Source organism: Klebsiella sp. RHBSTW-00215 (assembly GCF_014103785.1).
Classification (GTDB): Bacteria; Pseudomonadota; Gammaproteobacteria; order Enterobacterales; family Enterobacteriaceae; genus Klebsiella.
On the sequence record NZ_JABXQS010000001.1, the window covers coordinates 1,925,163 to 1,946,771 of the forward strand.

Here is a 21,609-nt window from a genome sequence, read left to right on the forward strand (position 1 = left end):
TCAAGGCGAGAGCAAAAGAGGAAAATTATGCTTAAAAGGAAAAAAGTAAAGCCCATCACGCTTCGGGATGTGACCATCATTGATGACAGCAAACTGAAGAAAGCGATTACCGCAGCGTCGCTGGGTAACGCGATGGAGTGGTTCGATTTTGGGGTATATGGTTTTGTTGCGTATGCCTTAGGTAAAGTCTTCTTCCCCGGTGCAGACCCCAGCGTGCAGATGATTGCCGCACTCGGTACATTCTCGGTTCCCTTCTTAATTCGTCCGCTAGGCGGCCTGTTCTTCGGGATGCTGGGCGATAAATATGGCCGACAAAAGATTCTGGCGATAACTATCGTCATTATGTCGATAAGTACATTCTGTATCGGTCTTATTCCGTCGTATGCCACCATTGGTATCTGGGCACCGATCCTGCTGCTGCTGTGTAAAATGGCGCAGGGCTTCTCGGTAGGCGGGGAATATACCGGTGCATCAATCTTCGTCGCTGAATACTCGCCTGACCGCAAGCGTGGCTTTATGGGCAGCTGGCTGGACTTTGGTTCGATTGCCGGTTTTGTCATGGGTGCAGGCGTGGTGGTGCTGATTTCCAGCGTGGTGGGCGAAGAGAACTTCCTCGACTGGGGCTGGCGTATCCCGTTCTTCCTGGCGCTGCCGTTAGGGCTTATTGGTCTTTATCTGCGCCACGCGCTGGAAGAGACCCCGGCGTTCCAGCAGCATGTTGATAGCATGGAGCAGGGCGATCGTGAAGGCCTGCAGGAAGGACCAAAAGTCTCGTTTAAAGAAATCGCCACCAAACACTGGCGCAGCCTGCTGACCTGTATCGGTCTGGTGATCTCTACTAACGTCACCTACTACATGCTGCTGACCTACATGCCGAGCTATCTGTCGCATAACCTGCACTACTCGGAAGACCACGGGGTGCTGATTATTATCGCGATCATGGTCGGGATGCTGTTCGTGCAGCCGGTTATCGGTATGCTCAGCGACCGCTTTGGCCGTCGTCCGTTTATTCTTATTGGTAGCGTTGCGCTGTTTGCGCTGTCGATTCCGGCCTTTATCATGATCAACAGTAACGTTCTCGGCCTGATTTTTGCCGGCCTGCTGTTGCTGGCGGTGATTCTGAACTGCTTTATCGGGGTGATGGCTTCGTCGCTGCCGGCGATGTTCCCGACCCATATTCGCTTTAGCGCCCTGGCCAGCGCCTTCAACATCTCGGTGCTGATTGCGGGTCTGACGCCAACCCTGGCGGCCTGGCTGGTGGAAACCACGCAGAACCTGATGATGCCAGCTTACTATCTGATGGTGATTGCGGTTATCGGTCTGCTGACTGGCCTGTCGATGAAAGAGACCGCCAATCGTCCGTTGAAAGGGGCGACGCCAGCGGCGTCCGATATCCAGGAAGCGAAGGAAATCCTCGGTGAGCACTACGATAACATCGAGCATAAAATCGAAGATATCGATCAGGAAATCGCCGACCTACAGGAAAAACGTTCTCGTCTGGTGGATCAGCATCCGCGTATTAACGACTAATCTGTTAGCGTTGTGAATAATGCCGCCGCGGGCTTTCCCCGGCGGCATTTTTTATGCTTCTGCGGGCGGCAGGCTGTGGCGACGCTGTTGGCTCAGCTTGCGATACTGCTGCGGCGGCATGCCGACATACTTGTTAAAGGTGCTGTAGAAGCGGCTGCTGGAGCGAAAACCGGCGGCCAGGGCAATATCAAGGATGGTTTTATCGGTGTCGCTGAGCAGGGCGCGAACGTGGTTAATACGCATCGCGGTAATATACTGCTTCATGGTCTGCTGCATCACCCGCTGAAAAATCCCCATCGCGTAGTTGGCATTCAGCTTCACATGTTCGGCGACGTTGTCGACGGTGAGCGCCTGATCGTAATGGGCGGCGATATATTCCAGCATCTGGCTAACGTAAAACTGAGCGTGGCGCGACACGCTGTTCTTGTGCGTACGCGAGGTTTTGTTCACCAGAATCGGCTGCCAACCGGAGAGGCTCAGACGCTTGAGCATCAGGGCGATTTCATCGATAGCTAGCTGGCGAATCTGCTCGTTGTCGCTGTTCAGCTCATGCTGCCAGCGCTGGATTTCAAACACGCTCAACTGCTGGGCGGCCAGCGATTTCACCACCATCCCGTGAGTGACGTGGTTGATAAGCTCCCGGTCCAGCGGCCAGGACAAAAACAGATGCATCGGCAGGTTAAAGATAGCCATCTGCTTGCAGTCGCCGGGACGAGTCAGCCGATGAGGCGTGCAGGCCCAGAACAACGTGATATAGCCCTGCTTAATGCGTACTACTTCATCGTTGATCAGATATTCCACATCGCCATCGAAGGGAACGTTTACCTCCACCTGACCGTGCCAGTGGCTGGCGGTCATCGCATAAGGCGTGCGCAGTTCGATATCCATCCGCTGATATTCAGAGTAGAGCGCCAGCGGGCTGCGGGGTTGATGCTCATCGCTACTGCTCATATAGGAGTCGGCAGGCTGCGCCGCGTGGGATTTATCGATCATGATGTGGATTCCTGAATCATCATACTTGCCGATTTTTGCGCCAGTGAGCCCTCATCTTAGTCGAAATAACGGCCCGTTTTCTCTTCTTTTCCGTCTATTTATTCCCGGAATCTCATATTTTATGCTTGCAGATTGTCGATCTGAGCTTCCGGGAATGCTCCAGGGGGAACAGGGCAGCGCGGCAAAGGCCCGGCGTGCCACTCTGTCACCGTTCAATGACCTTATGGAGAGAGCCCTATGTCTGCCCCAAAAATTACCTTTATCGGTGCCGGTTCGACGGTGTTCGTCAAAAATATTCTCGGTGATGTTTTTCAACGCCCGGCGCTGAAATCGGCGCATATCGCCCTGATGGATCGGGATGCGACCCGCCTGGAAGAGTCACATACTGTGGTGCGTAAACTGATGGATTCACTCGGCGCTGACGGCGAAATCAGCTGCTATCGCGACCAGAAAGCGGCGCTACAGGATGCGGATTTCGTGGTGGTAGCCTTCCAGATTGGCGGCTATCAGCCCTGCACGGTGACCGATTTTGAAGTCTGTAAGCTGCATGGCCTGGAGCAAACCATTGCCGATACCCTTGGCCCGGGTGGGATCATGCGCGCGCTGCGTACCATTCCGCATCTGTGGCGTATTTGCGACGACATGACTGAAGTTTGCCCGAACGCCACGATGCTTAACTACGTCAACCCGATGGCAATGAATACCTGGGCGATGTACGCCCGCTATCCGCATATTAAGCAGGTTGGGTTGTGCCATTCGGTGCAGGGGACGGCGGAGGAGCTGGCCCACGATCTGGACCTCGACCCGGCGGATTTACGCTACCGCTGCGCCGGTATCAACCATATGGCTTTTTATCTGTCGCTGGAGAAAAAGCTTGGTGACGGCAGCTACGTCAGTATTTATCCGGAGATGTTGCAGGCGTTTGCTGAGGGCCGCGCGCCGAAGCACCGCGAGGATTCGCGCTGCCAGAATATCGTGCGCTACGAGATGTTCAAAAAGCTCGGCTACTTCGTGACGGAATCCTCCGAGCACTTCGCCGAATACACGCCGTGGTTTATCAAACCGGGGCGTGAGGACCTTATCGAGCGTTATCAGATACCGCTGGACGAATACCCGAAACGCTGCGTGGAGCAGGTGGCAAACTGGCACAAGGAGCTGGAGCTGTATAAAACCAGCGAGCGCATTGAGGTGAAACCGTCGCGCGAATACGCCAGCACCATTATGAACGCCATCTGGACCGGTGAGCCGAGCGTGGTGTACGGCAACGTGCGCAACGATAATCTTATCGACAACCTGCCGCAGGGGTGCTGCGTGGAAGTGGCCTGTCTGGTGGATGCTAACGGCATTCAGCCGACCAAAGTGGGCAAGCTGCCTGCTCATCTGGCGGCGATGATGCAAACCAACATCAACGTGCAGACTCTGCTGACCGAGGCGATCCTCACCGAAAACCGTGACTACGTCTATTACGCGACCATGATGGACCCGCATACGGCGGCGGTGCTGGGTATTGAAGAGATCTATGCGCTGGTGGATGACCTGATCGACAGCCACGGCGACTGGCTGCCGGCGTGGGTGCATGGTTAATTATTGTGCGGTATTTGTGCCGGATGGCGGCTGACGCCTTATCCGGCCTACAAAACCCACAGTATAGAACCTGTAGGCCCGGACAAGGCGCGTCAAGCGCCGCCTCCGGGGAAACAGCGTGCAATGTTGCTTCAGGTTATCTTCCCGGTGGCGCTGCGCTGACCGGGCTACGGGTTCACCGCCGTCTGCGGACGGGTTTAACTATGCGTCAGAAAGCGCGCCAGCCGATGCTGCAGGATTTGATTTTCGCGGCTCAGGCGCGCGTTCTCATCCAGCAGCGTCAGCGCCACGGCGATACCCGGCCAGTCCAGTTCCAGCTCCTGTCGCAGGCGTAGGGCGCGGTGAACGAGCGTCACCGCGCTATCATCAAACAGCCAGTTTTCCCGCTGCGGCTGGCGTGGTTCAATCATGCCGAGGCCGACGATTTCGTTCAGCTCCTCCTCGGAAACGCCGGTGTGGAGACAAAACTCGGTAATCGTGAACGTCACTGTTATCTTAGCCATCAGGCTTTCCCCCATGTCTTACGCGGCTCGAAGCTGGCTTGCGCATCGGCCAGCTGTTGCCAGAGTTCGCGGCTCTTCTCATCTGGTTTTGGCGGCATAACGATTTTAATCACCGCATACAGATCGCCGGTGGCGGTTTTACTGACCAACCCTTTACCTTTCACGCGCAGGCGCTGCCCGGCCTGGCTGCCCGGTGGGATAGTCAGCAGAATGCTCTCTTTCAGCGTCGGGATGGTGACTTTGGTTCCTAACGCAGCTTCCCACGGCGACAGTGGCAGGACGATTTCAAGATTATGGCCGACGACATCAAACAGTGGATGCGGAGCGATATGAATCACCAGCCACAGGTCGCCGCTCGGGCCGCCATTTTCGCCGGGGGTGCCCTGGCCTTTGAGGCGGATGCGTTGACCGTCAACCACGCCCGCAGGAATTTTCACGTTCAGCGTTTTCGGCGTTTCGCTTTCAACCATGCCAAAGACGTTATAAACCGGCAGCTTATAGCTGATGGTGCGCGTCTGCTCGGCCAGAGTCTCTTCGAGGAATACCGCGACTTCTATCTCTAAATCGTGCCCCCGGACGCCGTGCTGGCGGCGGCTGTGGTGTGCCTGCTGGCCAAACATGGTTGAGAAAATATCGTCGAAGTCCTGCTGGCTGTAGCTCTGCTCGTGGGAGTGTTGCTGCTGACGACCAAACTGCGGATCGTTGCGGTGCTGCCAGAGCTGGTCATATTCGGCGCGGCGCTGGTCGTCTTTGAGTACTTCCCAGGCTTCGGCGAGGTCTTTGAATTTGGCTTCGGCCTCGGTTTCTTTGCTGACATCGGGGTGATATTTGCGTGCCAGACGGCGATAGGCGGTCTTGATGGTTTTCAGATCGTCCGTTGGCTGAACCCCTAAAATGGCATAATAATCCTTTAATTCCATGATGTTATCTCATTTATGCGCAATATTACGGTTACAGATCCCTGGATCAGGTGTCTTTAATAAGCGTAGGGCAAATGAGAGCAGGTGTGGGGGAAAAGTGGCGCAAACTTGACGCCGTCGGGATTGACGGCGTCGGAGCGGACGCTATTCGGCGGAGGGCCTGCGGTTTCTGCGCAACCCTTCCAGTAGCACCAGTATTGCGCCAACCGCCCCGCCTATGAGCGGTAGCGCGTCGGGCGCGTTGGGGAACAGATGCACGATGGTCACATCGGTCACCATCATCGAACCGGCAATCCAGCCAATCAGCGCGCCGCCCAGCATCACCACGGACGGGAAGCGGTTAAGGATCGCCAGCACCAGTTTACTGCCTGCGACGATAATCGGGATGCTGATCAGTACACCCAACGCGACCAGCGCCAGGTGGCCTTTCCCGGCAGCGGCAACCGCCAGTACGTTATCCAGCGACATAATCACATCGGCGACGGTAATGGTGATCGCGGTGCGCCACAGGCTGCTGGAGCTGCTGACTTCGCTCTCTTCTTCCTGATTGGTGACCAGCTTGATGCCAATCCACAGCAGCATCAGCGCACCGACCACTTTTAACCACGGTAGTGAGAGCAAATAGATAGCCACTGCCAGCAGCAGTACGCGCGCTACTATCGCGCCGAAGGTGCCGATAATAATGGCTTTGGTTCGCTGATGTGGCGGCAGCTTACGGCAGGCCATCGCGATCACCACCGCGTTGTCGCCGCCTAATAACAGGTCGATAGCAATAATTTGCAGCAGAATAACCGCCACGTCCCACTGACTGAAAAACTCGTTCATACCCAACTCATCTAACTAAAAAAGGATCCCACAGGGAAAAGCAGGGGGCGAAGCGTACTCCCGTTCGGTCGCGTTGACCACCGGGCGGAAAGCCGGAACGTATCCGGTTATTGAAAAATATAGTTACCAATCATTGCCCTGTCTGGTGATGATTCGCCGGCAAAGGATGATATTTTGTGCATAAGACTCACCTGTCGTTTACCTATCGCAAGGACTACCCACATGCCCGGCCATAAGAATTTACTGACACTCGCCTTTATTGGCGCCGCTCTGCTTCCGGTGATGGCGACCGCCGCTGATGCGCCTGCGCCGACGTTTACGCCCGAACAGGAAGCCCGTATTGGCAAAATTGCCGCGGATTATTTAGTTGCGCATCCTGAAGTGCTGTTGCAGGCCAGCCAGAAGCTGCAACAGATTCAGGAGCAGCAGCAGGCCAGCGCCGCAACTCAGGCGGTACTGAAGAACGCCGCCGCGCTGACTCAGGATAAAAATACGCCGACCTATGGCCCTAAAGAGGGCAAAGTGACGGTCATTGAGTTCTTTGATTATCAATGCGTTTACTGCAGTCGTCTGGCGCCGGTTATGGAGCAGGTGATCAAAGAGAACCCGCAAACCCGCTTCGCTTTCAAAGAGTGGCCTATTTTCGGCAGCCGTTGGGAAACTTCTCTGGAAGCGGCAAAAACCGGTCTGCAGATTTACCAGCAGAAGGGCGTAGAAGCCTATCTGACCTACCACAACGGGATCTATTCCACCGGGCATAACGAAGGCAAGCTGAAGGCTGCCGACATCCAGCAGCAGGCGAAGAAAGTGAATTTCGACGCGAAGAAAGCGGCGGATGTTGGAGCGGTGCTGGATGGCACGAATCAACTGGCGCAGGAAATCGGCCTGAGCGGCACGCCCGGGGTTATCGTGATGCCGACAACGGGTGCCACGGAAGCGACGATTACCGTGTTCCCTGGGCTGGCGGATAAAGCCTCGCTGGATGCGGCGATTAAGAAAGCAGGCGGCTGATAATTAAAACGCCCACCGGGTGGCGGGCTTTTGTGAGTACGGACCTACGAAAAAATTATAACCTGATGATATTATGGGTTTTGTAGGCCGTGTAAGGCGTTAGCCGCCACTCGGCAGTGCTCCTTAAGCACGGCAGCAGCGCTGCAACATCGACATAATCACCTGAAATAGCTCATCTTTAGCCTGTTGTTCTGTGATGACGCCGTTCACTACCGCGGCCGCTAGCCCGTCAGCGGAGCCGAGCATGGCAAGAATGGCGGCCTCGCTGAGATTATCGCTCCCACAAAGCGGTGAAAAGTATTGCCGGCATTTTGCGGTAAATGCGGCGATGCACTCTTGTTTGATCTTCTCCAGCTCAGGCGTCCCGGCCAGCGCGGCCATCACGCTCGGCATTTCCCGTCCCTGATGTAGCACGCACTCGATGTAAGCGTTGGCGATCGCCGAGGCCAGTTTTTCCGCATCAGGCTCAGTGTTGCGTAATATCTCATCCATCTTCGCCGTCTGGCGTTGGTCGTACTCGGTATAAAGTGTGGCGAAAAGTCCCGAACGGCTGTCAAAATGATCGTAAACCACCGGTTTGGTGACGCCCGCCTGTGTCGCCAGGTAGCCTAGCGTCAGGGCTTCGGTCCCTTCTTCACGAATAATATGCCAGGCGACATCAACCAGTTGCTTGTGCCGCTCTTCTCGCGATAAACGCTGCCGTACGAGTGGTTCAGACATTGAGCATTCTCCCGTTGACAAGCTTATATACCAAAGGTAACTTACCATTGGTAGGTTACTGTTAGTATATAAGACTACATCCGATATCGTCATATGGCAACTGGAGTCTCCGTCATGCATGCATTAATCGTGGTTTCTCACCCCCTCAACACTTCTTTGACGCATAGCGTCGCCACGGCGATTGCCCAAGGGGTCGCTGAATCTAACCCGCACAATACTGCTGAACTCGCTGATTTAACTCAGGAAGGTTTTAACCCTGTTTTTGCTGCGCCGGATATCGCAGCTTTCCTGCAAACCGACGCCACGCCGGCAGATGTGATTGCTGAACAGGCCCGGATCGACAACGCCGACGCGCTGGTGCTGGTTTTCCCTATTTATTGGTGGTCGATGCCAGGGCTGCTAAAAGGATGGATCGATCGCGTGTTCTCAAATGGCTGGGCTTATGAGGAGACCGCCGATGGTAACGTAGTGAAGAAGCTGGGCCACCTGCGGGTGCATCTGGTTGCCTTAGGCGCAGCGAATCAGAAAACGTATGATAAGCATGGATTTACGGATGCGTTTAATGCACAAATCTCCCATGGGATTTTTGACTATTGCGGAGCTACGGTGGTGAGTTCTCAGATGATGTTGTTGCCGGAACTGGAAACGGCGGAAGCTCATCTGGAAGCGGGGCATCAGCTTGGAAGGACGATGTTTAGCTGAAAGCAGAAAAGCAAAAACCCAGCCATAGGCTGGGTTCTTTAAATAGTGGTGCCCGGACTCGGAATCGAACCAAGGACACGGGGATTTTCAATCCCTGAGTCAAAGTTAATAGTTTGTAAACAGGCGTATTTGCATACTGTAAAGAGTGTGCAAAATGAAAATACTTCCCGTTATCTCTCCCAAAGGTGGAGAAGGCAAATCCACGTTTGCTGCTTACCTTGCCGGTTTTCTTGCCGATGCCGGCCTGAACACCCTTCTTGTGGATGCAGACTATTCCCAGCCCACAGCCAGCAGTATCTTCGCGCTGGAGCATGAATCCCCTTTCGGTCTCTATGAATTGCTGATGCAGATGGTCAGTGACCATACGCAATGCATTTCGCAGACCGCCATAAAAAATCTCGATGTCATCTACTCTAACGACCCGGACGAACTGTTGCCGACCGCGATGCTCCACGCTGCAGACGGCCGTCTGCGCCTGCGTAACATACTTCAGCATCCTTTCTTTAACCGTTATGACGTCATTATTGTGGATTCGAAAGGCGCAACAGGCGTCATGACCGAGCTTTCCCTCCTTTCCTCTACCGGTAATGTGATGGGCGTTGTTAAACCCATCCTTCCGGATGTCCGTGAATTTATCCGCGGCTCCCTTCATATGCTTACCCGCCTGAAAACCTATGAAAATTACGGTATCCGCCTTCCTGATATTTCCATTCTCGTCAACTGTATCGAAAACACTCTGCTTGACCGTGAAGCAATGGACGGTCTTGCCGCCATCATTAACGAAAAACATTACGACGCCTCTGCGCTGGGCAACCGTGACGTTTATCGTTTACTCGATACCCGTATCGAGGCGCTGGATATTTTCAAACTGGGGCACGTCAAGCAGCAGCCCGTGCATCGTCTGGAATACAAAACACGCCGCAAAGGTCCGGCCGCAGCCGTCACCATGCACGACCTCGCGTCTGAACTGTTCCCCGAGTGGCAGAGCCATTTCAGTGACGTTCTGACCCGGGAGGTGCGTCATGTCTGAGATGATGATGCCCTGCTCTTATGAGGCTGAGCAGGCCGTACTGGGCGGACTGATGCTTGATAACGACCGGTGGGATGAGGTGATACTGCAAATCTCCCCGGAAGATTTGTTTTCCCGGCCGCACCGTATGGTCTTTCGCGTGATGGCCGAGCTGGCCGGAGAAGGGCTACCGCTCGATCTCATCACTATTACGGAACGGCTGGAGAACAGAGGCGACCTTGAACAGTGTGGCGGCTTTGCTTATCTGGCTGAAATGAGTAAAAACACGCCGTCTGCAGCCAATATCCTGGCATACGCCGGGGTGGTGGCGGAGAAAAGCCGCCTGCGGCAGCTGATGACTGTGGGTAACAGTCTTCTTTCCGATGTGCAAGCCCCGAAAGCCAGCTCGGCGGGCATTCTTGAGTCGGCCGAAGGTAAGTTGTTTAACATTGCCGAACAGGGAGCCATGCAGCTCAACAGTGAGACCGGTGTTAACGAGGCGCTGGATAAACTGCTGACGCAGCTGGAAAGCATGTCCGCCAGTGACGGCCTCACCGGGACACCGACAGGGTTCAGTGAACTGGACGCGATGACCTGTGGTCTCCAGCCCGGCGATCTGGCCCTGCTGGCCGCCCGTCCTTCCATGGGGAAAACGTCGCTGGCCATGGCCGCCTGCACAGCGGCCGTGAGCGCAAAACCTGACGATCACGTCTTTGTGTTCAGTCTTGAAATGCCCTCAGAGCAGCTGATGATGCGCCTGCTGGCGATGGAAGGCCGGGTGGAACTGTCCCGGCTTCGCAGCGGCAACATGGATGATGAAGACTGGGCTCGCGTGTCCGAGGCAACCGGTCGCATTATTGAGTGGAAAAACCGTCTGATCATTGATGATACCAGTTACCAGACCCCGGCCACACTGCGCGCCCGCGCCCGTCGCTATGTCCGCAAATACGGCAGACCCTCTCTCATCATGCTGGACTATCTGCAGCTTGTCCGCTCCCCCGAGCAGGAAAACCGCACGCAGGAAATAGCGGAAATTTCCCGCTCGCTTAAGGCGCTCGGTAAAGAGCTGGGCTGTCCGGTACTGGCGCTTTCCCAGCTCAACCGCCTGGTGGAGCAGCGGGCCGATAAACGCCCCAATAATGGTGACCTGCGTGACTCCGGTGCGCTGGAGCAGGATGCGGACCTCATCATGTTTATTTACCGGGATGAGGTTTATAACCCCGGCACCCCTGATGCCGGGGTGGCTGAGATCATTGTCGGCAAGCAGCGGCAGGGGCCAACCGGCACGGTAAAAGTCAAATTTGACGGGCGTTACACCCTCTTTTCGGAGTTTCAGGAAGGCAGCTATGACTTCGGTTACCGCAGCGGGAGGAAACAGGCATGAGCCGTAAAAGTTCTAATGTGGGGGCTGCCATGCTGCAGCCCGGACGCCAGTCGCAGGCGGCCGGCAATATCAGCGTCATGCCGGCGGCTGAAATGCCCATGGTCCTGACGCTCGACCAGTTAAGCCCGAATCCTGATAATCCGCGAACATCACGCAATCCGCGTTATGACGATATCAAGGCTTCCATCCGTTCGCGCGGGCTGGACACCGTGCCCAAAGTCACCCGTGACCCGGATGGTGAGCCCGATATGTACATCTTCAGCGACGGGGGTAATACACGTTATCAGATCCTGTCAGAACTGTGGCAGGAAACCGGAGAAGACCGGTTTTTCCGCGTCCATGTGTTGTTCAAGCCGTGGCCGGGACGGCTGCAGTGTGTTATTGGCCATCTGGCAGAGAATGAAGTGCGCGGGGAGCTGAGTTTTATTGAAAAAGCGCAGGGGATCCACAAAGCCCGCTCTATATATGAAGAGCAGATGGGAAAGACGGTTTCGTTGCGTCAGTTGTCAGAGCTACTGACCCGTGAAGGTTTGCCAGTCCATTACTCAACAGTCAGCCGTATGGAAGATGCGCTGAAATATCTTTATCCGTGGATCCCAGACCTGCTTGAGTCCGGGCTTGGCAGGCCACAAATAACGTCACTGCTGGCGCTCCGGCATGATGCGGAACGCGTGTGGGATGAGTTTTGCCTGATTTCAGACACAGGCGATAAATCCTTCAGCGACGTTTTTGGCCAGTGTTGTGGCCGTTTCAACTCCCCGGAACTGTGGTCTCTGGAGATGTTTCGCGATGAATTTATTGGTGATTTACTGCAGGCGTTACCCCATCCGGAACTGGACTATGACCGCTGGATGATGGAACTCGATCCTAAAGAACGCAACCGCAGACATCACTTTGGCGAGCCGGAGACGGTTGCCTTTCCCGCCGCAAACAAGTCTGTTAATGCTGATCACGCCCTGCATACCACAGGCTCAGATGAGAGTGAAGGCGTCCCGCTACCTGTCTCCAGTTCACGTCCTGAGGTCTCAGGAGGGGCTGTAACGCCCGTTCCGGGTAATGCGTCTTCTCCTTCTGAAACACCGATTAATGAGCCCCCTCGGCATGAGGTTCAGCCAGATATGTACGGTGCCGCGCCGGTTATTTCAGGTGAGAGTGGGGATGTTAGCGGGCTGGTTACCCTCTCCGATGGGTACGGAGAAGAGAATGGTGGAGAAGAGGACAATGGGGAGGATGGCCTGCTTTCTCTTTTAACACCAGAACCTGAAGTTGTCCTGCAGGATGACGCGCCGGTGAGTAATGACAGCATCTGGCATGTGCCGGCCCATCAGGACGATATCGAACACCTGCAGAATACCGCTTTTCGTCTTGCATGGGAGCTGGGTGAGGTCCTTGGCTGCGAAGATGAAATTCTTCCTCAACGCGACAAGGACATGTCTGCCGGTTACGTCGGGGCAGGTGAGGTGTGTTCTGAAGCCGCCGCATTTCTGCTGGGCCTGACCGGCGAAGCGCCTGTGCTGCATCCGGCGGCAGGGGTGTGTGGTCTGCCGGAGCTTTTCACCGGCGGCCCGGGTGAGGGGGAAGCACCTGCCCTGACAGATGAAGATGCTCTGAAACTGCTCCGCCTGATGCGCGTTATGCGCCGTCTCCGGGAGCTGCAACGCGGTCTGAAGTACGGGGAGGATAACAGTGATGAATAACTCACAGCGACAGTTGCGACTGCTGAATCTTGTCAGGAAACTGCTGAAGCTGGGCCGCAGCAACAGTAATGCCCATGAGGCAGGACTGGCCCTGCAGCGTGCCCAGAAGCTGATGGCCAGATACGGTATCAGCGAGCTTGATGCCGGCCTTACATCCGTGCGCGAAGCGTCTTCCCGCACGGCCCCTTCGGATGCTGAAAAAGTTCCGGAATGGATGGTGACCCTTGTCCGGGGCGTCTGTCATGCCTTTGGCTGCCAGGCTTATTACTCATGGCGTCAGACCTCTGCCGGGTATCGCCGTTCGGTAACCTTTTACGGATTCAGTGAAAAACCTGAGATAGCAGCCTATGCCTTTGATGTGCTGACGCGCCAGCTGAAAGATGCCACAAATTCTTATCTCAAAACCCAGAGTAAGCGGCTGAAACTGGCCACACGCCGGGCGAGAGCGGAGCAGTTCCGTGACGGCTGGGTATGTGGGGTGCGTGAGGTGATATCGGCAACTGACATCAGCAGCGAGGAGCAGCAGGTGATGAGTCACTGGCTGGAAAGCCGCAGTATGAAAACAGTCACAACCCGTGAACTGAAAGCCTGCCGCGGGGCGGATACAGCACGTTATCAGGGGTATGAAGCCGGACAAAATGCCCGTCTTCATCAGGGTGTCAGCGGCCGGGGTCCGGCAGCCATTGGTTACCGTCAGGATTAAGGGGGAATGATGAACAGTTTATCTCAGGCTGCAAACGGATTATTGATGCAGCTGGTTATGGATCTCAGAAGTGGCTATCTCCGCCGCTGCGAATCGCTGGGACTGAACCGCGAGGAAATGCAGATGCTGCAGGGGCTCTCGCTCGAAGAGCTTCACTACCTTTCCGGCAGTGAGGTGTCGATCATCAGTGTGGGCATCAATCACGGCAATCTGGTGCGCATGCTACAGCAGGCCCGGACGGAACAGAAACGACTCCAGCGTATCGATCGGGCGCTGGCGCTGGGCGGCTCCATTGAACTGATGGCCAATTACTTCGGGCTCTCCAGTACGGACGTGGCGGCCCGCCGTCGCATTGCCGGTATCGATGTCCGGCCGGGGCGCGGTAACGCACTGGGTGATGAGGAAAACGCCGCCCTGTGGCGTCAGTGGCAAAAGTCCGGCGTTGAAGACGCGGAAAGTGCTGACGGGCTGGACGTAATGATGCTGGCTGCAGAACAGATGAACGTCTCGCTGACGTCGGTCTGGCATGCCGTCCGCGGCTGGCACAAGACCCGGCAGCCTTCTCCGGCCCGAACGCCGGTAAGGAAGACGGCATGAAATACAGAATGGTTGCGCCGGGCCTGCGGGCTCCCCATGGTACGCCGCCGCAATGCTGTCAAAAGGCGTTACGTCAGGTTCGCCGTTTCCGGCAGGGGGCGCGTAATTACACCCGGCTCGATGAGAAAGGCTGCGGTTACTACAAAATCGATCTCGGCCCGTTCTGGCGTCTGCTGAGTCGCAACGAAGGCCGGACATGGCTTCTTCTCAGCCACGAACGCTATAACAGCGCCATACGGAAATAGCAGCATGACAGCCTGTTTACCCTGCACCCGTACGCGGGTGCAGTACTAAGCATACTGACAGTTCAGAACGGCCGTGATGGCGGCCGAAAAGGAAAAATAATGAGTCTGCCTGCAGAAAGCCTGATTGCTTATACGCTGGATAAAATGAATGCCCGCCTTGCGGCCAGTCCCCGGCGGGATGATGGCAGGATACGTAACGGCCTGCTGTTTACTGGAAATGTGCATGATTCCATTCCCCGCCGGCTGTTGCTCGACACGCGGTTGTCACCACTGGACAAGATGGGCTGGATGATGATCCGGCTGTATGCACAAAATAATGAGGGGGCGGTTTTCCCCAGCTATGACGAACTGCAGCTGCAGCTTGCCTCACCCGGAAAGGGGAAAGCCTCAAGGGAAACGGTAAGCCGCGTCCTGCTTATGCTGCGAATAACCGGCTGGCTCAGCCTCTGTAAACGCGTGCGGGATGATAAAGGGCGGGTGCGGGGGAATATCTATGCTCAGCACGATGAGCCCCTGACGTTCAGCGATGCGGAAATGCTCGACCCCCGCTTCCTTGATACGGTGGCGGATGCCTGCCTGAGTAAAAACCGGACTATCAGCCAGACCGCCCGCGAAGTGCTCGACGATATAAAAAACGACCCCACCATGCGCCATTATCGCAGCCATCTTGCGCTGATCGAATCGCGTCTGGACCGCCCACAGACGCCCAGCCAGATGGCGAAACATCATCACCGAATACCCTGTCCCGCACCGGGTTCGGAAACCGAACTCAGTCATAAACGGCCAGGAATCGCCGCTAAAAAACAGGGTTCGGATACCGAACTCAGTCCAGAAAGGCATAACAACTCACTAAGTTCGGAATCCGTACTGCCAGTAAAAACAGTCAGTTATGGCCGGGTTCGGAAACCGAACCATTACGTACGTAGTATCACACACAGTGTGAATAAAAATACGTACGTACCGGGTAAACCTGTGCTTCCCGACAGTCTGCATGAACTTGTTCCGGCAGAAGATATTGCCATGCTGACCGCACAGCTGCAGGCGTTGCCTGAGGAGCAGGCACAACTTGTGCTGCTCAGCCTGCAAAAGGTGATGGCACGCCAGCAGCTCAGCAACCCGGTAGGCTGGTTGCTGGCCGTGATGAAGAAAGCGCGTGAGGGCAGGTTATACGCGCCCCGTCAGGGTGGCGATATATCTGACAGTGTCGGGCAAAAAACAGTTCAGCGTCCCGAACAGCAACAATGGAAACCCGAACCACGCGCCTCTGCCCGCCCGGTATCGGAGGAAAATATCAGGGATCTGGTGAAGAAAATTCGGGAAAAAATCATAAATTCATGAGATTGCAGATTTTTACAGGCAGCGGCGCATGAAGTCTTGCACTTTTGTCAGCAAAAATGCTGGCTAAAAAGTGAGCGCTGTTGCCAGTGGCAACACTGACTAAAAAGTAAGCACTGTTGCCAGTGGCAACAGTGCTTAAAAGCCAGGCAATATTTCTTCGCCATAAAAGAGATGAAGGTCCTGCAAATTTGTAATGGTGACGATCTGATTTTAAGTTGTTCATATACCCCTCTCGCCCGGACTATCTCAAGCGTGTCAAAACTCATTACCCACTAAAGAGAGGCGTTAGACATGTCTGATGGTAAAACAAAGGGCGGAACGACCGCTTCACGAGCGGGGGCCCTACAGTCCTCTGTTAATATCCTGCTCCATACACATTATGCAATCCGGCTTTGGGAGGGCAGGAAACGTGATGCTCCGGACGATACAGGGGTGAAAAAAAAGAGGCCTGAAATAATCAGCATGCCGCAAGCCATTGCGCGAGCTGGTAATGCTTCCCGAGACTCAGCGGCAGATAATCCCTATGCCGATATGGCTCTGGTACGGCTCGAAGAAGCCCTGCAACGAGCAACACTTAAAATTAATGAAAACTTCAGTTCACTGGATGCCATATTGTCAGCCGTACCCAAAGGGGTAACGCTCTCGGAAGTTGAATCAGCCGATCCGTTAAATGTCAGCGTTTTCAGCCGTTCACCGTTAGGATACCGGTGCGTATGGCTTCTGGTTGGATATGATCAGTTAGCAATGAAAGCTTTCCAGGCTTTTCATTACGGGCTGATTTCGCGTTCGCAACGTGACACTATCCTGGACAATGGTGGCCATGCTGTTCGTCAGGTCTATGGCGTGATTCAGCCTTACCGAACACTTGCAGTGACTCGCCGTGATATTGCAGAAAAAACCACGCAAGGGCTTGTTGCCATTGAGCGAAATGGCGAACCTGATCCGGATGTGTTAAGCGGTAAAAAACGCTCTTCGTTCTCACCTCCGCTTAAAAACAACATAGCAGAGGAGGAATAATATGATTCGTCCTGTGTTCCTCCTCACCTCCTTCTTTTTACTGAGCGGATGCGCAACAACGGACTGGGCTGCGATTAATAAACAGGTCAGTGACACAGCCGCAAACCTGACAAAAACGTTGGGCGGCAACAGCAGCGGAGAAAGTGGCGGGATGCCGCTGATGAGCCCGGCAGGGCAACAGGCCATGCAGTCCGTCGATAAAACGTTCTCCGTGCCGGTCGATGTGGATACGGCAGCGGCCCGCTTAAAGCGGCACTATAAATTCATTTCCACGCAGGAGCTTGAGTCCATGCGCCAGGCAGCAAATGACGGGGACTGGAAAGCGGCGGCTGAAGATGATGCGCATCCCGTCTGGGACGCCATGCCGGGCAGCTACTACAAAATGGGCTCCGACTGGAACGGACGTGATCACCTGGATATCGAAATCGAAAAAAACGGGTCCGGCAGCAGGCTCTATGTTGTCTATCGCTCATCATCATCACAGCGCCTGGCCCGGTCCGGCGTCACGAAACTGATGAATGATGTCCGCGCTGTTGCGGCGGGTGAAAAAAGCTGATGCGGGAGGCAACACATGCAACTCTTTCTGTGTGAAAAACCCTCCCAGGCAAAGGATATTGCCCGCGTGCTGGGCATCAGCAAGCGTGAGCAGGGATTTATCAGCGGCGGTAACATCGTTGTGACCTGGGCGGTCGGCCATTTACTCGAAACTGCCAGCCCTGAAGCCTATGGCGAGCAGTATGGCAGGCCGTGGCGTGCCGATGTTCTGCCTGTGCTGCCTGAGGCCTGGAAAATGGTCGTCAAGGAGCAGACAAAATCGCAGTTCACTGTTATCAGTAAGCTGCTCAAAAAGGCCTCTGAGGTGGTCATCGCCACCGATGCCGACCGCGAGGGCGAGGTGATCGCGCGTGAGCTGCTGGAATACTGCCGCTACAGTGGCGCGGTACGCCGGCTCTGGTTGTCAGCCCTGGATGAGGCCAGTGTGAAGGAAGCACTGGGCAATATTCTTCCCGGAGAAAAAACAGCCCTGCTGTACGATGCCGGCAAGGGCCGGAGCCAGGCTGACTGGCTCATCGGTATGAACCTGACCCGCCTTTATACTCTCAAGGCCCGTGACTCAGGGGTGTCAGAAGTGCTGTCCGTCGGGCGGGTACAGACGCCGACGCTTGCCATGGTGGTTAACCGGGATAATGAAATTACGTCCTTCGTGCCAAAGCCCTGGTGGCAGGTACATGCGCTTATTGAAAAAGAGGGCGTCCGGTTCCGGGCTGGCTGGGTGCCCGTTGAGCAGTACTGTGATGAGGAAAAGCGTTGCATCAATCCTCAGGCTGCCCGGGCGGTGGGACAGCTGTGTCAGCAGCAGGGCAGGGCTGCGGTACTGGAGGTGACACAGAAGCGGGAGAAAACGGCGGCACCCCTCTGTTTTGACCTGGGCACCCTTCAGCAGGTCTGTTCCCGAAAATTCGGCATGGGCGCAAATGATGTGCTCGCCATTGCTCAGTCACTTTACGAAACCCACAAAGCGACCACCTACCCCCGTACAGACTGCGGTTTTCTGCCAACTTCCATGCAGCAGGAAATATCCGACGTGCTGGCGGCAGTGGCGAAATCCGATCCGGCTGTGGCCCCGGTACTGAATCAGCTGGACAGGCAGTTTGTCTCGCGTGTCTGGAATGACAAAAAAATCACCGCGCACCATGCCATCATTCCCACCCGACAGGCATTTGATTTGTCACGCCTCAGCGCCGATGAGCTGAAGGTCTACCAGCTGATTCGCCAGCATTATTTCGCCCAGTTCCTTCCGCTGCAGGAATCTGACGTGACGGAGGCCTCTTTCAATATCGGTGGACAGCTGTTCCGTACACGCGGGAAAGTCGGTGTGGTGACGGGCTGGAAGTCATTGTTCCTGGCTGAAAAAGATGACGATGAAGAGGACGTCGACGGTGACAGTATGGCGCTGCCGGCGCTGGCAAAAGGGGATATTTGCGCTGTCACCGGTTCTGAGGTTAAGGATATGAAAACCAGTCCGCCCAAACCGTTCACGGAGGGGACGCTGATTGCTGCCATGAAGAACGCGGCCAGTTTCGTCAGTGACCCGAAGCTGAAGAAAGTGCTGCGTGATAACGCCGGTCTGGGCACAGAGGCGACGCGTGCGGCCGTGCTTGAAACCCTCTTCAAACGACACTATCTGGAGAAAAAAGGGAAGCACATCCACTCAACGCAGATGGCCCGGGAGCTGATTGCGGCCCTGCCGGAAACGCTGACGAGCCCGGGCATGACCGCATTATGGGAGCAGGCACTGGATGATATTTCGCAGGGGAAAATGTCGCTTGCGGTCTTTATGCAAAAGCAGCTGCAGTGGACCCGTCACCTTGTCGAAAAAGGCCGCCAGGACAGTGTGAAAATTACTGCTCCCGTCACGCCTCCCTGCCCGTTATGCAAAGGACCCCCGCGTAAACGTAAAGGTAAAAATGGTGATTTTGGGGGGTGCATACGCTATCCGGACTGTGAGGGAATTATCAGTACAGGTAAGAAGAAAGCAGCGAAGCGTAAAAAAACATCGGTTAAGGCTAAAACAGAATAATCCGCGCAGTATTGAACTATTTCACTGTACAACCCCGGGCCGGGTTCTGCTATTGTTGCCAGGCTTTGATGCATAGGTGCCCCGCTGGCCACGGTGCTGTAAGGTAAACTTTAACGGGATTTACCCCCAGCAGGCCTGGCAGGAAGTTATTGCACACTAACTGACCTGTAAGACGCATGCACTCCGTGAAAACCGCGTCGGGATTATTCCCCGGAGACAGATGAGACGACCGCAGGTTAAGGCACTGACCCCAGGGCACCGGAAACGGTGCCCTTTTATTTTTACGGATCACGTTTTCCATTTTGACCGTTGACATTCAGGGAGGACGGTTTAATTATAAAAGTGCTAAACCGTCGTTCATACGACCACCAATGATTCAGTAGCCTGTGAGAATCGCCTTCGGGTGGCTACAGCGAAAGCTCCTGTAACCTGAAAGGGAGCAAACTTTGGTACATCTGCGCACCTTTGAAAGCAGATATCGCCTGTACAAGCGCATTACGACGCGGCGATGAAGGTTCCTTCAACATACCAGACTCTCAGGATTCAACCGATCCTGACCCCCGACGGGAAACCACTCCCGTCAGGGCAGATGGTTTCTCCGTCGTACCTATTTTTACCTCCATGGAGAAAACATCATGTCTGCAAACAATACTTCTGCATCTGCAAAATCTGAGTACTTCAACCTGACTATTAAAGGCATCGGGTATCTCAGCAACATCCGCCAGGTTAACCATCAGAATGGCTCGTTCCTCAGCTGCGTAATCAATGCACTGAGCGGTCCGACTGACAATCCGGCCTACGTCCGTTTTGACATTTCTGTCGCAGGTAAAGAGGCTACCAGCCTTATCGCCCGCTGCCAGAAAGCCGTCGATGAAGACAAAAAAGTCCTGCTGGGCTTTAACCTGAGTAATCCGTCCACGGACATATTTACGCTGAACAAGGGCGAGCATGCCGGCGAACAGCGTGTCAGTCTGAAAGCCCGCCTGATAAAGGTGGACTGGATCAAAATAGGCCAGGACATGGTCTACAAGACTGAAAAATCTGACTCCGTGCCGCCGCAGAATGGCTCTGCCGCACAACAAAACTACGCAGAAAACTCATTCTGATGCGCACCTGACACACCCCGTTCGCGGGGTGTTTCTTTATTCTTTACAGGAGAAATGATTATGTCCTCACGCGGCGTTAACAAGGTGATTCTTGTCGGTAATCTCGGCCAGGATCCTGAAGTGCGTTATATTCCCAATGGCAGTGCAGTTGCCACCCTTTCTCTGGCCACGTCTGAGAGCTGGCGTGATAAGCAGTCCGGTGAACAGAAAGAAGTGACCGAATGGCACCGGGTGGTTATTTTCGGCAAGCTGGCAGAAATTGCGGGTGAATATCTGCGCAAAGGCTCCCAGGTTTACATCGAGGGCCAGCTGCGCACACGCAAATGGACCGATCAGTCTGGCCAGGAGAAATACATCACAGAGGTGGTGGTAAACATTGGTGGCACCATGCAGATGCTTGGCGGTCGCCAGTCCGGCAGCGGTCAGAATACGTCTTCCCGGAATGACTGGGGCCAGCCTCAGCAACCTTCCGGACCGACTCACAGTGGCCAGGCTTCCGGCAGCAGTGCCGGTGCGCCACCGATGGACTTCGATGACGATATACCGTTCATTGGATTCGGGTATGGAGTACCAAAATCGGCAATCCATGCACTCTGAACAGCCTTTATGGCAGTTGCTCTGAACTTACACATAATCCGGTCAGCATTTAAGGATAACTGACATGCCTGTTATACTGAGGATCAACGGTTTCCGGTTCTTTTTTTATTCTAATGAAGGTAACCCGCTCGAACCTGCACACATTCACGTAATGAAAGCAGGTAGTGAAGCCAAATTCTGGTTAACGCCATCAGTGGCTCTGGCCAGTAACGATGGGTTTAATTCACGGGTATTAAAAGAACTGACGGGGATCGTTGAAGATAACCAAGCATTGTTTCTGGAGGCCTGGAATGACTATTTCAGCTAAACGGGTCAGCTTCGATGAGGCCACGATGTGGGTTGAACTCAACGACGCCCGTACCATCGGTGTGCCGCTGGCATGGTTTCCACGCCTGTTGCATGCTTCAACTGAACAGCTTAACAGCTATGAACTGAGTCCCCGTGGTATCCACTGGGACGCGCTGGACGAAGACATTTCTATTGCGGGGTTGCTTGAAGGCCGCGGCGATGTGACCCATCGTCCCCATAAAGTAGCCTGACAGCGCGC

The 21,609-nt window shown here is 54.9% G+C and carries 24 protein-coding genes; 18 read left to right on the top strand and 6 right to left on the bottom strand.

The annotated features are described in order from the left end of the window. Positions 1–27: 27 nt before the first annotated feature. Positions 28–1,530 carry a glycine betaine/L-proline transporter ProP gene (proP, locus tag HV127_RS09175; RefSeq protein WP_182235690.1) on the top strand — a complete coding sequence of 501 codons (1,503 nt, stop codon included), beginning with the start codon at positions 28–30 and terminating at the stop codon, positions 1,528–1,530. A 51-nt stretch (positions 1,531–1,581) separates the two neighbouring features. Here proP and melR read toward each other — a convergent pair whose 3' ends face one another. Then, the gene (melR, locus tag HV127_RS09180; RefSeq protein ID WP_182235691.1) at positions 1,582–2,523 is read right to left on the bottom strand and encodes a transcriptional regulator MelR; all 942 of its coding nucleotides are present in this window, start codon (positions 2,521–2,523) and stop codon (positions 1,582–1,584) included. A gap of 237 nt (positions 2,524–2,760) precedes the next feature. Here melR and HV127_RS09185 point away from each other — a divergent pair, with 237 nt between their 5' ends. Continuing rightward, on the top strand, positions 2,761–4,107 hold the full coding sequence (locus HV127_RS09185) for an alpha-glucosidase/alpha-galactosidase (protein ID WP_182235692.1): 1,347 nt from the start codon (positions 2,761–2,763) through the stop codon (positions 4,105–4,107). Positions 4,108–4,304: 197 nt separating this feature from the next. Here HV127_RS09185 and cbpM read toward each other — a convergent pair whose 3' ends face one another. The 3 genes from cbpM to HV127_RS09200 all read right to left on the bottom strand — a co-directional run bounded on the left by cbpM (position 4,305) and on the right by HV127_RS09200 (position 6,355). After that, entirely contained in the window at positions 4,305–4,610 is a 306-nt protein-coding gene (gene cbpM / locus HV127_RS09190) for a chaperone modulator CbpM (RefSeq protein ID WP_139540885.1), read from the bottom strand. After that, positions 4,610–5,530 (bottom strand): curved DNA-binding protein, encoded by a 921-nt coding sequence (cbpA, locus tag HV127_RS09195; protein WP_182235693.1) that lies wholly within the window; start codon positions 5,528–5,530, stop codon positions 4,610–4,612. Before cbpA ends, cbpM begins: the two co-directional genes overlap by 1 nt. A gap of 144 nt (positions 5,531–5,674) precedes the next feature. Further along, positions 5,675–6,355, bottom strand: coding sequence for a TerC family protein (locus HV127_RS09200; RefSeq protein WP_182235694.1), 681 nt, complete (start codon positions 6,353–6,355; stop codon positions 5,675–5,677). A gap of 222 nt (positions 6,356–6,577) precedes the next feature. Between HV127_RS09200 and HV127_RS09205 the strand changes: the two genes are divergently transcribed. After that, entirely contained in the window at positions 6,578–7,366 is a 789-nt protein-coding gene (locus HV127_RS09205; protein WP_182235695.1) for a DsbA family protein, read from the top strand. 123 nt (positions 7,367–7,489) lie between these two features. Here HV127_RS09205 and HV127_RS09210 read toward each other — a convergent pair whose 3' ends face one another. After that, positions 7,490–8,086: a TetR/AcrR family transcriptional regulator gene (locus HV127_RS09210; RefSeq protein WP_182235696.1), complete on the bottom strand. Its 597-nt coding sequence runs from the start codon at positions 8,084–8,086 to the stop codon at positions 7,490–7,492. 114 nt (positions 8,087–8,200) lie between these two features. Here HV127_RS09210 and HV127_RS09215 point away from each other — a divergent pair, with 114 nt between their 5' ends. The 8 genes from HV127_RS09215 to HV127_RS09250 all read left to right on the top strand — a co-directional run bounded on the left by HV127_RS09215 (position 8,201) and on the right by HV127_RS09250 (position 15,761). Continuing rightward, complete coding sequence (locus HV127_RS09215; RefSeq protein WP_182235697.1) at positions 8,201–8,788, top strand: NAD(P)H-dependent oxidoreductase; 588 nt, start codon at positions 8,201–8,203, stop codon at positions 8,786–8,788. Positions 8,789–8,942: 154 nt separating this feature from the next. After that, on the top strand, positions 8,943–9,818 hold the full coding sequence (locus HV127_RS09220; protein WP_016807981.1) for a ParA family protein: 876 nt from the start codon (positions 8,943–8,945) through the stop codon (positions 9,816–9,818). Further along, positions 9,811–11,181 (top strand): SPI-7-type island replicative DNA helicase, encoded by a 1,371-nt coding sequence (dnaB-PI, locus tag HV127_RS09225; protein ID WP_004115579.1) that lies wholly within the window; start codon positions 9,811–9,813, stop codon positions 11,179–11,181. Before HV127_RS09220 ends, dnaB-PI begins: the two co-directional genes overlap by 8 nt. Then, complete coding sequence (locus HV127_RS09230; protein ID WP_016807980.1) at positions 11,178–12,878, top strand: ParB family protein; 1,701 nt, start codon at positions 11,178–11,180, stop codon at positions 12,876–12,878. Before dnaB-PI ends, HV127_RS09230 begins: the two co-directional genes overlap by 4 nt. After that, positions 12,871–13,581, top strand: a complete 711-nt coding sequence (locus HV127_RS09235; protein WP_016807979.1) for a DUF2786 domain-containing protein — start codon at positions 12,871–12,873, stop codon at positions 13,579–13,581. The genes HV127_RS09230 and HV127_RS09235 overlap by 8 nt, the downstream gene beginning before the upstream one ends. 6 nt (positions 13,582–13,587) lie before the next feature. After that, on the top strand, positions 13,588–14,178 hold the full coding sequence (locus tag HV127_RS09240; RefSeq protein WP_006777722.1) for a DUF2857 domain-containing protein: 591 nt from the start codon (positions 13,588–13,590) through the stop codon (positions 14,176–14,178). Then, a complete protein-coding gene (locus HV127_RS09245) occupies positions 14,175–14,423 on the top strand; it encodes a hypothetical protein (protein WP_004115572.1) in 249 nt (82 codons plus the stop codon). The genes HV127_RS09240 and HV127_RS09245 overlap by 4 nt, the downstream gene beginning before the upstream one ends. 99 nt (positions 14,424–14,522) lie before the next feature. After that, positions 14,523–15,761 carry an STY4528 family pathogenicity island replication protein gene (locus HV127_RS09250; RefSeq protein WP_016807978.1) on the top strand — a complete coding sequence of 413 codons (1,239 nt, stop codon included), beginning with the start codon at positions 14,523–14,525 and terminating at the stop codon, positions 15,759–15,761. On the opposite strand, the gene HV127_RS09255 is transcribed toward HV127_RS09250, so the two are convergent. Further along, entirely contained in the window at positions 15,748–15,984 is a 237-nt protein-coding gene (locus tag HV127_RS09255; protein ID WP_134892789.1) for a hypothetical protein, read from the bottom strand. The genes HV127_RS09250 and HV127_RS09255 overlap by 14 nt on opposite strands. Positions 15,985–16,052: 68 nt before the next feature. Between HV127_RS09255 and HV127_RS09260 the strand changes: the two genes are divergently transcribed. The 7 genes from HV127_RS09260 (at position 16,053) to HV127_RS09290 (ending at position 21,601) form a co-directional block, all read left to right on the top strand. Continuing rightward, positions 16,053–16,778 carry a PFL_4669 family integrating conjugative element protein gene (locus HV127_RS09260; protein ID WP_016807977.1) on the top strand — a complete coding sequence of 242 codons (726 nt, stop codon included), beginning with the start codon at positions 16,053–16,055 and terminating at the stop codon, positions 16,776–16,778. A 1-nt stretch (position 16,779) separates the two neighbouring features. Continuing rightward, entirely contained in the window at positions 16,780–17,334 is a 555-nt protein-coding gene (locus HV127_RS09265) for a hypothetical protein (RefSeq protein WP_016807976.1), read from the top strand. A gap of 15 nt (positions 17,335–17,349) precedes the next feature. After that, positions 17,350–19,359: a DNA topoisomerase III gene (locus HV127_RS09270; protein WP_016807975.1), complete on the top strand. Its 2,010-nt coding sequence runs from the start codon at positions 17,350–17,352 to the stop codon at positions 19,357–19,359. Positions 19,360–19,994: 635 nt separating this feature from the next. Further along, entirely contained in the window at positions 19,995–20,465 is a 471-nt protein-coding gene (locus HV127_RS09275) for an STY4534 family ICE replication protein (RefSeq protein WP_016807974.1), read from the top strand. Positions 20,466–20,525: 60 nt separating this feature from the next. After that, positions 20,526–21,062: a single-stranded DNA-binding protein gene (locus HV127_RS09280; RefSeq protein ID WP_016807973.1), complete on the top strand. Its 537-nt coding sequence runs from the start codon at positions 20,526–20,528 to the stop codon at positions 21,060–21,062. A gap of 64 nt (positions 21,063–21,126) precedes the next feature. Then, positions 21,127–21,369 carry a DUF4160 domain-containing protein gene (locus HV127_RS09285; RefSeq protein WP_016807972.1) on the top strand — a complete coding sequence of 81 codons (243 nt, stop codon included), beginning with the start codon at positions 21,127–21,129 and terminating at the stop codon, positions 21,367–21,369. Further along, positions 21,353–21,601: a DUF2442 domain-containing protein gene (locus HV127_RS09290; protein ID WP_004115558.1), complete on the top strand. Its 249-nt coding sequence runs from the start codon at positions 21,353–21,355 to the stop codon at positions 21,599–21,601. The genes HV127_RS09285 and HV127_RS09290 overlap by 17 nt, the downstream gene beginning before the upstream one ends. Positions 21,602–21,609 lie beyond the last annotated feature (8 nt).